General features: G+C 48.2%; 14 protein-coding genes. 13 read left to right on the top strand and 1 reads right to left on the bottom strand.

What is annotated here, in order from left to right:
- Window positions 1-6 precede the first annotated feature (6 nt).
- The 9 genes from WCT25_01645 to WCT25_01605 all read left to right on the top strand — a co-directional run bounded on the left by WCT25_01645 (window position 7) and on the right by WCT25_01605 (window position 9783).
- Window positions 7-735 carry a hypothetical protein gene (locus tag WCT25_01645; protein MFA6536118.1) on the top strand — a complete coding sequence of 243 codons (729 nt, stop codon included), beginning with the start codon at window positions 7-9 and terminating at the stop codon, window positions 733-735.
- Window positions 736-910: 175 nt separating this feature from the next.
- Window positions 911-1519: an NfeD family protein gene (locus tag WCT25_01640; protein ID MFA6536117.1), complete on the top strand. Its 609-nt coding sequence runs from the start codon at window positions 911-913 to the stop codon at window positions 1517-1519.
- A 65-nt stretch (window positions 1520-1584) separates the two neighbouring features.
- A complete protein-coding gene (locus WCT25_01635; protein ID MFA6536116.1) occupies window positions 1585-3429 on the top strand; it encodes an SPFH domain-containing protein in 1845 nt (614 codons plus the stop codon).
- A 40-nt stretch (window positions 3430-3469) separates the two neighbouring features.
- A complete protein-coding gene (gene rpmF, locus WCT25_01630; GenBank protein ID MFA6536115.1) occupies window positions 3470-3775 on the top strand; it encodes a 50S ribosomal protein L32 in 306 nt (101 codons plus the stop codon).
- A 67-nt stretch (window positions 3776-3842) separates the two neighbouring features.
- Entirely contained in the window at window positions 3843-4748 is a 906-nt protein-coding gene (gene nusB / locus WCT25_01625) for a transcription antitermination factor NusB (protein MFA6536114.1), read from the top strand.
- An 87-nt stretch (window positions 4749-4835) separates the two neighbouring features.
- Window positions 4836-5525 (top strand): ribonuclease III, encoded by a 690-nt coding sequence (gene rnc, locus WCT25_01620; GenBank protein ID MFA6536113.1) that lies wholly within the window; start codon window positions 4836-4838, stop codon window positions 5523-5525.
- A 559-nt stretch (window positions 5526-6084) separates the two neighbouring features.
- A complete protein-coding gene (locus tag WCT25_01615) occupies window positions 6085-8382 on the top strand; it encodes an AAA family ATPase (protein MFA6536112.1) in 2298 nt (765 codons plus the stop codon).
- Window positions 8383-8521: 139 nt separating this feature from the next.
- Window positions 8522-9085 (top strand): hypothetical protein, encoded by a 564-nt coding sequence (locus tag WCT25_01610; GenBank protein ID MFA6536111.1) that lies wholly within the window; start codon window positions 8522-8524, stop codon window positions 9083-9085.
- Window positions 9086-9216: 131 nt separating this feature from the next.
- Window positions 9217-9783 (top strand): hypothetical protein, encoded by a 567-nt coding sequence (locus tag WCT25_01605; GenBank protein ID MFA6536110.1) that lies wholly within the window; start codon window positions 9217-9219, stop codon window positions 9781-9783.
- Between the two features lie 39 nt (window positions 9784-9822).
- Here WCT25_01605 and rnr read toward each other — a convergent pair whose 3' ends face one another.
- Window positions 9823-11790, bottom strand: a complete 1968-nt coding sequence (rnr, locus tag WCT25_01600; GenBank protein MFA6536109.1) for a ribonuclease R — start codon at window positions 11788-11790, stop codon at window positions 9823-9825.
- A 148-nt stretch (window positions 11791-11938) separates the two neighbouring features.
- Between rnr and rpsP the strand changes: the two genes are divergently transcribed.
- The 4 genes from rpsP (at window position 11939) to WCT25_01580 (ending at window position 14438) form a co-directional block, all read left to right on the top strand.
- Window positions 11939-12325 carry a 30S ribosomal protein S16 gene (gene rpsP / locus WCT25_01595; GenBank protein MFA6536108.1) on the top strand — a complete coding sequence of 129 codons (387 nt, stop codon included), beginning with the start codon at window positions 11939-11941 and terminating at the stop codon, window positions 12323-12325.
- A gap of 157 nt (window positions 12326-12482) precedes the next feature.
- Window positions 12483-12797, top strand: coding sequence for a KH domain-containing protein (locus WCT25_01590; GenBank protein MFA6536107.1), 315 nt, complete (start codon window positions 12483-12485; stop codon window positions 12795-12797).
- Between the two features lie 191 nt (window positions 12798-12988).
- On the top strand, window positions 12989-13780 hold the full coding sequence (gene dapB / locus WCT25_01585; protein ID MFA6536106.1) for a 4-hydroxy-tetrahydrodipicolinate reductase: 792 nt from the start codon (window positions 12989-12991) through the stop codon (window positions 13778-13780).
- A 220-nt stretch (window positions 13781-14000) separates the two neighbouring features.
- A complete protein-coding gene (locus WCT25_01580) occupies window positions 14001-14438 on the top strand; it encodes a hypothetical protein (GenBank protein MFA6536105.1) in 438 nt (145 codons plus the stop codon).
- Window positions 14439-14445: the final 7 nt, after the last annotated feature.

Genomic DNA, 14445 nt, shown 5'->3' with positions numbered 1-14445 from the left:
GTATGTATGGAAAATGCCCACCGTTTTGGCTACGGCCTGATGGTTGTGCTCTGTCGCCGACTTAGGGGCGAGAAAGGAGAGACGGACCCAAATCGAGTCCAGTTTCTGACCTACACTTACAGCGAGGTTTCGACCGAGCTGTCCCGCTTTTCGTGGAGGTTTCCAACGAAGACGGATACGGCCGGCAGTTCAATTTATGAACTGGCGAGCGTAATTGTGAGGGGCCGAGTAGTTCATGAAAGGTGCACTGGCTTTCAGTTCGCCACGATCGCCGATCACAACAATCAACCGATTCAAATCGAGCAGCCGTTCTTGTCTTTGGTACGGAAAGGGGATGAGGGTGGTCTGCACTATCAGCACGGTTTTCTAGCCTCTCTTGATGATGGTACCAGGTTGCGCGAGACAGCCAAAGAGACTGCCGATGCTGGCAATATAATCAAGACGCTCGGGGTGCCCGAATGGCGCGAAGCCCTTGAGCTGTGGGGTCTGATGCGTAGTAACGGTCAGTCTTCGCACCGAGTCTATTTGATCGGGGCACTCGAGCAGTTGGTCCGTCATGATGCCAATTTGGCTGTCACCTACGGCAGGTTCCTGGAGTCGCCAATCGACCTGAGTATGGAGGTAGGTTCCGGCAAAACAAATCTGTCATTTCGGCAAGCCATTTCGGCAATCCGAGACCTCGGACAGACGGATCCGGATCCGAGCCAGTATAACCGGCTCATCCAGTTGTTCTGACAAACGCCGCGAGTTCGCTCGCGGTTTTTTAATGCAGAAAAGTCTATTATTTTTCAACACAACAATAGGAGGGTGTACACTTGACTTTTAAACAAAAATCTGTATTTTAGTATCAGGAAAAGTGTCCTTTGACACTGGAAAAAACAGTTAGAAACAATGAAAGAAAGGTAGAAATATGACAGCACTCTTGGCGGTGGGTATTACTAGTGCAGTGCTAGGCACCACACAGTTTTTGGTATTTGCGGCGCTCGCCGTTTGCGGTCTGATTGCTCTTGGTGTAGCCGCCATTTTTGGCGGTGACCACGATGTCGATCATGATGCAGATGTGGGCGGTCATGACATGAGTCACGATGCAGACAGTGGCGGAGAACACGGCGGAGCGCCGTCTTTTCTTTCGCCTCGAGTCGTCTTCGCGTTTATGCTGGGTTTCGGCTCGGTTGGTGCGATGGTGACGGCCTATGGCGCTTCGGTGCTTTGGGCGTCTGCTTTTGGCATAACTGCCGGCATAGTGATGGCCGTCCTGGCTTACTTTGTTGGCTATGTAATGTACAAACAACAAGCCAACTCGTCGCTCAGGCCCGGCCAGGTTGTTGGTAAGACCGGTACGGTTGTGACAGCAATTCGTGGTCAAGGTATTGGCGAGATCAATGTCCCGGTCGGCGGTCAAATTGTTCAGTTTACCGCTTCGTCGGTCGACGGCAATTCGATTGACGCCGGTTCAACAATCATCGTCGTTCAGGATCTAGGCGGTCGAGTGACTGTCCGGAAAAGTGTCTCGGCCTAGGGTCGAGAGAGTCGGAAAATCAGCAAGTCAAACCAGAAAAGAAAAGGAAGAAAGAAAGTATGCAAATGCAACAAATGATCGCGGAGATTAACTTGGGCCAGGCAATCGTTCCAGGATTTATCGTCGTACTGTTTGTCGGAATCCTCTTTGTCGTTTGGGCAATGACCAAGCGCTACAAACGGATCCCGCCGAATGCAATCGGCGTAATCTATGGACGGAAGCGCATTCAGACGGCCAATGACGGTACAAAATCTGAAGTCGGTTTTCGTCTGGTCACGGGCGGCGGCGTCTTCGTGATGCCAATCGTGGAAGCTTACGCCGAGATGTCAACCGAGTCATTCAAGATCGGAATCTCGGAAGAAGATATCCCGACCAAGAAAAATGTACGAGTCCGGGTCAACGGCGTGGCCGTTTGCCGGATTTCGGCGACGGCAGAAGAGCAAACGACGGCGGTCCAGCTCTTTCTCAATAACGAACAGGAGATGCGCGATCAGATCCAATCGATCCTTAGGGGTCACTTGAGGTCGATCATTGGTGGGTTGGAAGTTGAGGAGCTCCTGCGCGAACGGGCGAAGTTCAACGAGATGGTTGTACACGAATGTTCAACTGAACTGTCTCGGATGGGCATCAAGATCTTGACTTTGGTTATTCAGGATATTGAGGATAAAGAGGGTTACATTGAGGCCCTCGGTCGTCAAGCTGTCGCAGGTACCAAGCGCGATGCAAACATCGCGGTGGCTGAAGCTGAACGGGAAACCGCCATCAAGACCAGCAATGCCAGTCGTGATGCGGCGCAGGCAGTGGCCGCTAATGATGCGATGGTGAAGGAAGCCGAGAAGAACCGTGACATCCAGGTGGCACAGTTCACCAAGGAAACTCAAGCCAAGAAGGCTGAGGCAGATGCTTCATTCGCGATTGCTAACGCTGATCAACAAAGACTGGTCAAGTTGCAGGAAGCTACGCGCGACACTGCGGCGGCGGAAGCGCAGGCCAAGGTGCAAGAAATGGAAGCTCGGCGTAGGCAGAAAGAGTTGGAGGCCACGGTTATTGTGGAAGCCGAAGTCCATGCTCGGGCGCTGAAGATTGCAGCTGAAGGCAAACGCCAAGCTGAACAGGTTGAAGCCGATACGCGCAATCAGGTTGCGACGATTGATGCTCAAAGAGCCGCGGTTGTGGCCGAAGGTCTGAAAAATGCCGCGATCAAAACGGGCGAAGGTGAAGCTCAGAAGCGACTGGTTACAGCGGAAGCTGAAGCGGAAGCTACCCGGAAAACCATGGTGGCGAAGGCCGAGGGCGATAAAGCCATACTTTTGGCAGCGGCCGAAGGTGCTAAGGCGTCCAAGTTGGCCGAAGCTGAGGGCGAAGGTGCCAAGCTGAATGCCCAGGCCGAGGGTCGCAAGCGGTTTTTGCTCGCCGAAGCGGAAGGTCAGGAGCGATCGCTTTTGGCCACGGCGCACGGTAAGCAGAAGTATCTGCTCGCCGAAGCGGAAGGTACGGAGAAGTTGGCGCAAGCTCTGCAGCAGCTCTCGGAACAAGGCAAGCTGATCCTGATTCTGGATCGTCTGCCGCTTCTCTTGGATAAGGCTGGAACCGCTGGCGCACAGATCGCCAAGGAAGTCTTTGGTCCGATCGGAAATGCGATTGGCGCGATCGATTCGGTGAAGATTGTCGACCTTGGCGGTGGCAACACTGCCAAGACCGGTATCGCCAACCTTGGGAACATGGTTCCCGGGTTGGTCACGGACTTTATTGTGGGGTTGCAAGCCCGCGGTATTGATCCGACAGCTCTGCTCAGCTTCTTGAAGCTCAATCCGGATGGATTGCTCAAGATGATCGAGACTAGTGCTCTGGCCGCTGTTCCGGCGAAGCCCGTTCAGGCTGAAGCAGGGGCAGAGCCTCCGAAGAAGTAACTGTTTGACTAGTGTTAGTTGCCCCTCGTCTACATGGTAGATGAGGGGCTTTTTCATGTGCCTGACACGAAAACAGTTAAGATTTGCATATTATCGGTCTTTGGTTTATACTTTCCCAACTATGGTAAATCGAATGCGCGCGACGCGCTCCCATCGCAATAATCGAAGGTCCCATCACGCTCTAGCGGGAGGGGCGCTTTCCAAATGTAAAGAATGTGGTCAGCAAAAAATGGCCCATCAAGTTTGCCCAAATTGCGGCAAATATAACGGCCGAGTTGTCGTGAACGTAAACAAAAAAGCTGAAAAGAAAGCCAAGAAGTCGAAAGAAAAAGAAACGGCCCGATAAATCTAAAAAAGCGCGCAAGTACACTTGCGCGCTTTTTTGTTTCGCGTTAGCATAATAAGGAAATACTATGGCTAATCGGCACCTTTCACGATCGTTAGTTTTGCAAGCACTCTTTGAGTGGGATTTTGCAAAGCGTAAAGATTCGCAAGTCCTCGAGCTCATCAAGCGCGATTCCACTGAATTTGCGCCGGGCCTCGGGGATTTGTCGTTTTCGGATAAACTGGCCAAAGGAGTTTTGGCGAAAAGGGAAGAACTCGACAATATTATCACCAAGGCGGCTCCCGAATGGCCGATTGATAAGATTTCTGTGATTGATCGCAATGTTTTGCGCATGGGTCTTTACGAATTGATTTTTGCCGACCGCAGTGAGGTGCCGGCCAAAGTGGCAATTAATGAAGCGATTGAACTCGCCAAGACTTTCGGCGGTGAAAACAGCGGTAAGTTTGTAAACGGGGTTTTGGGCGCGGTCTACAAAGAGTTGGGTGAGCCGGGCAAGGACGAAGTCTCAAAGAAAAAGAAGAACGACGACAAATTTAATTTGCCTTTTGAGAAAATGCCGATTGAGCGACTCGGTGGCGCAATTGTTTATTCTAAGCACAAAAATGATATTTACTTGGCTTTGGTCCACGATGTTTTTGGCCACTGGACTCTTTCTAAGGGACGACTTGAGCCCGATGAGGAGCTGAAGGTTGGGACGATGCGCAAAATCAAAGAAGAGCTCGGACTCGAGGTGGAAATTAAAGATGAGTTGGGAAATAACGAATATGTGGCGACCCATCCGGAGGAAGGCAAGAAGCGCAAGCAGGTCAATTACTTTCTGGCCGAGGCCAAGTACCAGGATTTGAAGCTGGGCACCTCGGGCGGTCTTGATGATGCTCGTTGGTTTAAACTTCAGGATATACTTGAACTTAATTTTTATAGTGATATATTGCCAATTGTGACTAAGGCGGTACAGCTCCTACTTAAAAAATAAGCACCAAGTACCAAATTTCAAGTTCCAAAAAATTTAGAATTTAGGATTTGTTTGGAGCTTGGGATTTGGAATTTATAATTTAATAGCATGGACCTAAAAACTTTCGAGAAAAAAATTGGCGTGGTTTTCAAAAACGAGGCGCTTTTAAAACAAGCGTTTACTCATCGTTCCTATATCAATGAAAATCGCGGGAGCAGTCTGGAACACAACGAGCGATTGGAGTTTTTGGGCGACGCAGTTTTGGAGTTGGCGGCGACTGAATTTCTTTATGCCAAGTACCCGAAGGCGACTGAGGGTGATTTGACTTCCTATCGGGCTGCGATTGTAAACGCGATTACTTTGTCCGAAGTAGCATCCGATTTGGGTTTTAATGATTTCCTCTTGTTGTCAAAAGGTGAGGCTAAGGATACTGGTCGCGCTCGTCAGTATATTTTGGCGAACACCTTCGAGTCGGTTTTGGGGGCGATTTATCTCGATCAGGGTTTTGAAGTGTCTCGGAAATTTCTCGAGAAGAATTTGTTCGGTCTAACTGAGGGGATTGTAAACAGCGGTTCGTGGATTGATGCCAAAAGTCGTTTTCAAGAATTGGCGCAAGAAAAAGCCGGCATTACTCCTGCCTATCAAACTTTGAGCGAAAACGGTCCGGATCATGACAAAGAATTTACCGTCGGGGTTTTCTTGGGTAATGAAAAAATCGCGACTGGTTCTGGCCGTTCTAAACAAGATGCTGAACAAGAAGCGGCGAATATGGCTATCAGTAAGAAGAAGTGGAACTAGTCCCGTTAGAGATAGGTCGTCGCGGCGACGGCCGTCGCTGTTGGTAAGTCTCTGTCGGACAGATAATAATTGTGAACTTGTTTTATGCTGCCATTATTAACTGAATATCTCTAACGGGATTGACATTTGGCGGGGAATATAATAAGATACAGGAACAACATGTTGGTCCATCGGGGACGGATTAAGTGCGACCGTGAGTCGCGTATCAGTCCCTGATTGGGCAATCTAGGTTGAAGCGCTTTGGGGTTTATTCTCCAGGCGCCTTTTTTGTTAAGAACCCTTACGAATAGGGCGTACGAATAGTTAAGAACCTTCACAAATGAGGCATCCGAATATGGAGAGATTGAGAACCCCTGGGGAATAATCAATAACCAAGAAACAATAACCAAGCCCGAGGCAAGCAGTGTACGTTATCCTTGACAGAAATTTATTTGGAACATAATGCAAATTAGCGAGTTTCCGAGTATAATTTGTTTGACTGAAATTTTGGCCCAAGATTAAATTTTTGGTTATTGAGATTTATTTGGAACTTGTAATTTTGAATTTATAATTTACCGTCATGCATCTAAAATCCCTCGAACTCACCGGCTTCAAATCATTTGCCAAGAAAACTGGTCTTGATTTTAAGACACCGATTTCGGCGATTGTCGGCCCCAACGGTTCGGGCAAAAGCAATGTGGCCGAGGCTTTCCGCTTTGCTCTAGGCGAACAATCGATTAAATCTCTGCGTGGGAAAAAAACCGAAGATTTGATTTTCAACGGTTCTAAAGATTTGCCGAGAGGTAATCGGGCTTCCGTTAAACTCACCTTTGACAACCGCAAACGGCTTTTTAATCTCGATTATGACGAGGTGATTTTGGAGAGGATTATTTATCGCGACTCCTCAAGTGAATATCTAATTAACGGCACTCAAGTCCGTCTGCGCGATATCATCGAGCTTTTGGCGAGTGCCCACATTGGCGCTTCCGGCCATCAGATTATTTCTCAAGGCGAGGCCGACCGCGTTTTAACCGCGAACCCCAAAGAAAGGCGGGCGATGGTTGAGGACGCTTTAGGTCTCAAAATTTATCAATACAAACGACAGGAGAGTGAGAAGAAACTGATTAAGACCGAGGAAAATATCAAACAAGTTGAATCCCTGCGCAAAGAAATTGCGCCGCATTTACGATTTCTCAAGAAGCAAGTCGAGAAAGTTGAAAAAGCTTTGGCGATGAAGGAGGAATTGAAATCACTCTACCGCGATTATTTAAAGCGCGAAGAGGTCTACTTGAGTCACGAAAAGAAAACGGTTGAAGAAGCTAGGCGAGAACCGGCTGCCAAATTGAAATCGCTCGATGAAGAATTGAAGAAAGCCAAAGAAACCGTGGCGAGCTCCAAAGGGCGCGATCATAAAAGTGACCAACTGATCAATTTGGAGAGCGGTTTGCAAAATAGCCGACGAGAAAAAGATCGACTGACTCGGGAAATTGGGCGGCTCGAGGGTATGATTGATTTCGAAAAGCGCCGGATTGAGAAGGCGCAAAAATTGGCAGAGACGGAATCCGATACGATGGTCCCGGTTTCTTCGGTTGAGTCTTTGGTTTCTGAAATCAAGAGTGAAGCCGGTCGCGCGGAAGCTGAAGAAAATATTTCAAATTTGCGAGACCTGATTAAGTCGCTTTTGGCGCGATTGGAAAAATTTGTTAAAGATAGTCGCAATTTTAGTGGTCAAAAAGAAACCGGTGAACTTAAGGCTGAAATTAAAGAACTTGAGGAGAAAAGGCACAACCTGGAACAGGAACTTAAGGCTGTTATTTCGACTGAGGAAAAACAGCAGAAAGATTATGTTGAGGTTAAAGATTCGATTGAGAAAGAGAAAGACATCAACCGAGAGGCGGAGAAGGCGATTTTTAGAATTATGGCTGACCAAAATGAGATTCACGCCATTATGCAGGCGATTCAGACCAAGGAAGATAAGTTGATTATTGAGGAGACCAATTTTAAACGAGAGGTGCAGGAGGGGCTGGTTTTGGTTGGTCGAGAAATTTCGGCTTTCCACGATTTTAATCCGGTTGATGATACCGGCCGGGTTTTGTCACAAGAGGAGATTGTTCGTGAGTTGCGCGACCGGCAGGAGGAGAGGCGGAAAGTAATCGAGAAAATTAAAATTCGACTGGAAGATTCCGGTGGCGGTTCGAGCGAGGAGATTATGAAGGAGTATCAGGATGTGAGTGGCCGAGATGAATTTTTGGTTCGCGAATTGGCCGACCTGGAAAAATCGGCGATTTCGCTGAAAGAATTGATCAAGGATTTGGAGCTACGACTTGATGAGGAGTTTAAGACTGGAGTTGCCAAAATCAACCATCAGTTCCAGGAATTTTTCGCTTTGATGTTCGGTGGTGGGCACGCTTCGCTCGATGTGATACGAGAGGCCAAGCGTAAGGTTAAAGATGAAGGTCTATCCGATTTGTTGGAGGGTGAAAGTATGTCGATTCCGGAGGAAGAAGAGGAAGACGAAGGTAAAGAGGGTCTGGATATTCAGGTTAGTTTGCCACATAAAAAGGTCAAAGGTTTGGTGATGCTATCAGGTGGTGAAAGAGCACTCACTTCGATTGCTCTGATTTTTGCCATTTCCCAAGTTAATCCGCCGCCGTTTATTATTTTGGACGAGACCGATGCGGCGCTCGACGAGGCCAACTCAAGAAAGTATGGCGATATGATTGCCAATTTGTCGCAACACTCGCAATTGATTTTAATTACCCACAATCGCGAGACGATGTCCCGGGCGGGCGTGCTCTACGGTGTGACGATGGCCTCCGGTGGCGACTCAAAGCTTTTGTCGGTTGAGTTTGAGGAGGCGGTAGCGGTAGCTAAATGAGTTTAAAAGTTAAAAAGTTTTAAAGTTTAAAAGTGAAGGCAGGGCGGGGACAATTAGGAAAGCAGGAGCTTGCAAATTTTTAAGAGCGTGGTATTTTGAATTTGGAAGGTACAGTTAAAAATCAAAGGAAAGGCTAGATATGTTCCTGTCAGACATTCCCGAAGTTCTGCTTGCCGAGTTTGGCTTATGCCGCGATCTCGCTAACGTGCCGACTGACGACGGTTCCAAGACGAAAATTGTGGCGGCACCGCTTAAGGGTCACAGTGATTGGGGACTACGGGTTACCACGGAAGGTAACACGAAGCATCTCTTTCAAGTTTGGAACACCACACGGGCCGCAAGGTGTCCGAGAGATGACTCGACGCTTCAGAGCGTGAGCTACCTTAGTGTTTGGACCGAATTCGTTTCTTCGCCAATGGGAAGTTCTGGGTCACGGACTGAGAAATCCTTTATCAGATTTTGTTTTCCGGACTTTCAGATAACGATGGATGGGGCTGAGATTGTTGCCCAGATGGCTTTGAGGGCTTGCCAACTTGCAAAACAGTGTCAGCCGGCGCGCGAGCTTAAACCAGGTCAGAAGATTTGCCTCGGTGCAATTTGTGACACTGTCAGGGTATCACTGCCGCCGCCCTTGGCCAGACCCTTGACTTCGTCCACTACAGGAGAAAGTCCTACAGTGGCGATACCCATCAATTTGAAATAGATGACGGGAAACTCGCTTGGGTTATTACAGGAAGCCGAACGGTCGGCTTCTTTTTTATTGGTTGCAAATTTTTATCAAAGTGGTATTTTGAATTTGGAAGGTTCAATCAAAAATCAAAGGAAAGGCTAGATATGTCAGACACACCTGGAAGAAAAAAGCCGGCAACTGTGAGAATCAGCTTGCCAGCGAAGCCGGTTTCGGTAGGTGAGGCAAAAGCTTACACGGTTCCCCAAGGGGTAGCTTCACAGATGCCGTCCCGGCCCAAACCGCCGGAAATCAGAATATCTTTGCCGCGGGGGCCGGATAGACAGCCGGCCGGTCATGCGGTGATCCCGATTCCCGAAGAGACACCTCTCATTGAGATGGTCAACCAAGCAATCAACATGTGTCTCACCGCGGGTTATCGAGACATAATGTTCGCCGCTCACGATAACAACCCTGTGGTCGTGGCGGGCCTGTCCTCGGAAAGCTTTGATTGGGTTCCTGTTACGACTATCGTTCCGAAAATGCGTTCATTTGTACTAGCACGCCTCAAGGTTATGGCCAACATGTCGATTGCCGAACATCGCCGGCTGATGCTTGGGAAAATTGATGTGGTGCTAAGTCCGGGGTCTGGGGCCACCATGTTCGGGGCGTACTTTATCCCCAGAGGTGGTGGCAGGTACGAGTTCTATCTTTCGAAGGTTCCGAATATTTGAAGCAAGCGGCCCGCGCATCCGATGCGCGGGCCTTTTAAATTACTTAATCAACTGGAAATCCAAAGTTTTTCTCTCCAAATCGGCGCCGACAATTTTGAACTTGACCTTATCGCCCAAGCTGAATCTTTTTTTCGTTTTTTCGCCGACCAAAGCGTAATTTTTTTCATCCAAATTGTAGTAGTCGTCGCCAAGATCACGAATCTTAATCATACCTTCGGCCCGAGTGTTTACCTCCTCCACATAGATACCCCATTCAGTGACTCCGGAAATGACGCCGGCAAATTCTTTACCGATTTGCTCCTGCATAAATTGCACCTGTTTGTATTTGATTGAATCCCGCTCCGCTCCGGCGATGTTGATTTCTTGTTCGGTGATAGTTTCGGCAATTTTTTCGTACTGGGTCCAAGTCTCCTTTGGTAAAGGCCGGCGGGTCAGGTTGGCAAAAAGCACGCGGTGAACCATGAGGTCAGCATAACGACGGATTGGGGAAGTGAAGTGAGCGTAGTATTCAAAAGCTAAGCCGAAGTGGCCGATATTCTTGGTGGAGTAGATAGCTTTGGCCATGGAGCGAACAGCGGCGCCCCGAATCATGGCCTCTTCAGCTTTGCCCACGCTCTGATTGAGAATGGCTTGTAAGTCTCTGGCGCTCACTTTGCCACCTTTGCCGACCGGTAGGTCATAGCCTAAAGCGCGGAGAAATACCTGCAAATCGGCCACTTTCTCGCGGTCCGGTACATCGTGAATGCGGTACAAAAAGGCGCCCTCGGTTTTCCGGTTTTCCTGCGCGCGATAAATCAGCTCGGCGACTTCTTTGTTGGCGAGGAGCATAAATTCTTCAACCAGCTTGTGGGCATCCAGGCGCTGCTTTTTGTAAATTCGAATCGGCTTGCCGGTTTTGTCCAATTCAAATTTAACTTCGTCCTGTTCAAAATCAATCGCGCCCTTTCGAAATTTTTCCTCGCGCATAATTTTGCCAAGACGGTTTAAGGTCAAAAGTTCTTCACGATAATCAGTTTTCTTACCATCGATTGTCTCCTGAGCTTCTTCATAAGTGAAGCGTTTGTCAGAATTGATAATTGTCTTGCCAAACCATTTTTCAGTAATTCTGGCCTTATCGTCAATCACGAAGACTGCGCCGAAGGCGAGCTTGTCTTCCTTGGGATTTAGACTGCACAAATCGTTGGAGAGAATTTCCGGGAGCATGGGAATGGTTCGGTCGACGAGGTAAATCGAAAAACCGCGCTTGATGGCCTCGCGATCAAGTTTGGAACCCTCGCGCACGAAGTGGGAGACATCGGCAATATGCACGCCGATTTCGTACTTGCCGCCCCCAAGATTTTTGAAGGAAACGGCGTCGTCAAAATCTTTCGCGTCGGCCGGGTCGATGGTAAAAGTTAAGGTATTTCGGAAATCTTTTCTGGTGGCAATCTCGGCCGGACTGATTGGCATTTCCTGACCTTTAATCAACTTAGCTTCAGCTTCAACTTCAGGTGAAAAGCCAATTCGAAAACCACGCTCCATTACAATCGAGTGCATTTCGGTGTCGTTGTCGCCCTTCTTGCCGATGATTTCTATAATTTGACCTTCTGGGTGCTTGCTTTTCTCCGGCCAGTTTTGAATCTCGACTAAGGCCTTGAGGCCACTCTCGGCGCCGGATTTTTGGGGGACAAAAATATCCGCGTACATTTTCTTGTCGTCGGGGAGCAGGAAAAAACCACCCTTGGTAGTTTCGAGTGTTCCAACGAACCGACTCTTGGCCCGTTTGTTGATGCCAATAACGCGGCCAGCTTTTCGGCCTTTGGGGTTTTTGTAAATTCCGCCGACTGTCACCTCGTCGCCATGAAGCGCGGTGGCCAGATTTTCCGGGGCGATTTCGATATCATCCTCGGGATATTTTTCGGTTGTCACATAGCCGACGGCTTTGCTGGTGAGGTGGATTATGCCCGTCAGAGTCTCGGTTTTGTGGGATTTTGGCTTGGAATAGTCAGATTTGGGGTATTTTGACATTTAGGCATTCTAACATAGAAAATGAAACATGAAACATGAAGCTTGAGGCAGTAGGCGATGAACCGAGAGCTCCCATGTTTCAAGTTTTAAACTTCAAGTTTCAGGCCAGTTTGCATTTTAAATGGCTTTTTGTTAGCATAGCCGGACAATGTTAATTATAAGACTACAGCGAGTGGGACGACGCAATGAACCGACTTTCCGAATTGTCGTCACTGATTCCAAAAATGGTCCAAAAAGCGGCAAGGCCCTAGAGGTTGTCGGCGCTTATGATCCGCGGGAGGCCAAAGGCAACAAGGGTAATAACCGACTTGATACTGAAAGAATTAAGCACTGGATTTCCAAGGGTGCTCAAGTTTCTGATACGGTTCATAATATGTTAATCTCGGCCAAAGTTATTCAAGGCAAGAAAATTAATGTTTTGCCAAAGAAAAAGCCGATTGTAAAAGAAGAGAAACCAGTCGAAAAGAAAGCTGTACCACCAGCCGGAGTCACTCCAGCCCCGAGCGAGGTCAAAGCCGAAGCTCCGACTGTCTAAATCACTTAAACTAAAGATCCCCAAAAACACCCTAAAATGGTGTTTTTGTTATACACAGACACCCCTTGCATTTTTCATAGAAATAGTATATAATTCAGCGAGCAGTACCGAAACGGTCGTTTACTGCAGACTTAACAGAAATAAACGCACGATTGAAATGTCTACAGAACAAGATGTTCAGTTTCTTGAGTATGTTGTTAAAGGATTGGTCGACAATCCGAACGATGTCAAGATTGCTCGAACCGTAGATGAGATGGGAGTGCTTCTCACTCTCTCAGTCAATCCAGAAGATATGGGTAAGATCATTGGCCGGATGGGAAACACCGCCAAAGCGATCCGCACCCTGCTTCGTGTAGTTGGTATGAAGAATAACTCTCGAGTTAATCTGAAAATCAACGAGCCGGAAGGCAGTACTCATGTCCCAAAGACTACGAAGACTGTCGACGAGGCGATGGATGACCTCAAGATCTAAATAGATTCACGATTCAAGAATTTGGATTCAGGAGTCGTGAAGCAAAAAACTGCCGAGAGGCAGTTTTTTGTGTTATTCATATGGCTCGGTCCTGGGGGACTATATTTTATTGACATTGAAACGACCGTGTGTAGTATTGGATATAGAAAGTAGAGCCAAACAGGAAAAAACAAAACAACGGAGACTGACGAATGAATACTAAAAATGAAAAAGTTCGGGCCATCGTGAATGGATACAAGGGAAAGACGGGTCAAATGCTGTTCGCATGCGCCTCGAAATTTCCCGGTATCAAAATCATCGGAGGATGGGATGAACAGGTTTGTACTGAGCCGTTAGTGCATCCTGACCAGGCTGATGTGATTATCGACTTCAGTGTGCATCACGTCACGCCCGATCTTGCCAGGCGCTGTGCCGGTTTCGGCAAAGCCATGGTGATTGGTACCACTGGTTATACACCAGAAGAGCTAAGGGTTGTTAAAGATTGCTCTGGCGTGATACCGATCGTGCTCACCACTAACTTCAGCCTCGGTGCGAATCTTTTGTTCTGGTTGGCGCGTCAGGCGGCGATGCGGCTTGGGCCGGACTATGATCTTGAAGTTGTTGAAATGCATCACCGGCAGAAGAAGGATTCACCAAGTGGAACAGCGCAGACTATTGCCGATATCCTGGCCCATGTTCGCAATCAGCAGCTTGAGCAGATGGTTCATCCTCGTCAGCGTGGCGCGGCGACCGTGATTCATGGTCGTTCGAAAGGCCAGACTGACATTCGTGATTCAAGTCAAGTCTGCGTTCACTCTCTGCGTGGCGGTGACGTCTTCGGTGATCACAACGTCATCTTTGCCGGTGACGGCGAGCGTGTTGAGCTGACTCACCGGGCCTCAAGCCGTGAAGCGTTTGCCAACGGGGCGCTCATCGCGGCGTCGTGGGTCAAGGGCAAAGATCCTGGTGTGTACAGCATGCAAGATGTCCTTGGTCTTACCTAGTTCCAGTTCGGTTTTTTGAAGACAAAGTAGCCGGTCCATCATGGGCCGGCTAAATTTTTTAATAAACCAATATACGCCATGGCGTATATTGGTTTATGACAAATAAATACAAAAATTCCGCCGACTAGAAAGTCGGCGGTGAGGGGAAGGCGATTTTGTGTTGACAAAGTTTAAAATATGTGTATATTTAAAAAAGAACTCCAAGCGAAAGGTTATTCATATGAAATTGACTGCCGAGATATTTTATTCGGAGCCGACAATTGAGGCGGATGCCAGAGCTATTTTGGGCCTGTACCGCCGGCATTATGCTGGCGCGGATATCAAAAGCGAAGAGATTGAGGCCTTGTTTGAGGATAACACTGCTATCGTTGCTAGGGACATTCGCGGTCGAATCGTCGGGATAATTTTTCTGTCCGAGGTTTCGATGTTGCGCCGCAAGTTTGTCACGCTTCATGACACGATGACGCTCAACTGGATTAAGCGCGACGCTCTTGCTCTCAAAATTTTCAAGGTGCTGATCGAGAAAGCGATCTGGTATTCTAAGGAGAGCGGCTTCGGTGTGGCGCATGTGCCGTTTGTTGCCAATCCGAATGATAGCTGGTTTCCGAAGCATTTCAAATTCAAGCAAGAGGGGCTCGATTTTATCTTGCCCTTGTGAGCCTTCC

This window comes from Candidatus Paceibacterota bacterium, assembly GCA_041666545.1.
Lineage (GTDB): Bacteria > Patescibacteriota > Minisyncoccia > Phycocordibacterales > JBAYGS01 > JBAYGS01.
This window is presented reverse-complemented; position numbering and strand designations above follow the sequence as displayed.

What these genes read in the sequence shown, in the direction of transcription:
- WCT25_01645 (MFA6536118.1), top strand. Translation starts at nt 7, where the DNA reads ATGGAAAATGCCCACCGTTTTGGCTACGGCCTGATGGTTGTGCTCTGT.
- WCT25_01640 (MFA6536117.1), top strand. Translation starts at nt 911, where the DNA reads ATGACAGCACTCTTGGCGGTGGGTATTACTAGTGCAGTGCTAGGCACC.
- WCT25_01635 (MFA6536116.1), top strand. Translation starts at nt 1,585, where the DNA reads ATGCAACAAATGATCGCGGAGATTAACTTGGGCCAGGCAATCGTTCCA.
- rpmF (MFA6536115.1), top strand. Translation starts at nt 3,470, where the DNA reads ATGAGGGGCTTTTTCATGTGCCTGACACGAAAACAGTTAAGATTTGCA.
- nusB (MFA6536114.1), top strand. Translation starts at nt 3,843, where the DNA reads ATGGCTAATCGGCACCTTTCACGATCGTTAGTTTTGCAAGCACTCTTT.
- rnc (MFA6536113.1), top strand. Translation starts at nt 4,836, where the DNA reads ATGGACCTAAAAACTTTCGAGAAAAAAATTGGCGTGGTTTTCAAAAAC.
- WCT25_01615 (MFA6536112.1), top strand. Translation starts at nt 6,085, where the DNA reads ATGCATCTAAAATCCCTCGAACTCACCGGCTTCAAATCATTTGCCAAG.
- WCT25_01610 (MFA6536111.1), top strand. Translation starts at nt 8,522, where the DNA reads ATGTTCCTGTCAGACATTCCCGAAGTTCTGCTTGCCGAGTTTGGCTTA.
- WCT25_01605 (MFA6536110.1), top strand. Translation starts at nt 9,217, where the DNA reads ATGTCAGACACACCTGGAAGAAAAAAGCCGGCAACTGTGAGAATCAGC.
- rnr (MFA6536109.1), bottom strand. Translation starts at nt 11,790, where the DNA reads ATGTCAAAATACCCCAAATCTGACTATTCCAAGCCAAAATCCCACAAA.
- rpsP (MFA6536108.1), top strand. Translation starts at nt 11,939, where the DNA reads ATGTTAATTATAAGACTACAGCGAGTGGGACGACGCAATGAACCGACT.
- WCT25_01590 (MFA6536107.1), top strand. Translation starts at nt 12,483, where the DNA reads ATGTCTACAGAACAAGATGTTCAGTTTCTTGAGTATGTTGTTAAAGGA.
- dapB (MFA6536106.1), top strand. Translation starts at nt 12,989, where the DNA reads ATGAATACTAAAAATGAAAAAGTTCGGGCCATCGTGAATGGATACAAG.
- WCT25_01580 (MFA6536105.1), top strand. Translation starts at nt 14,001, where the DNA reads ATGAAATTGACTGCCGAGATATTTTATTCGGAGCCGACAATTGAGGCG.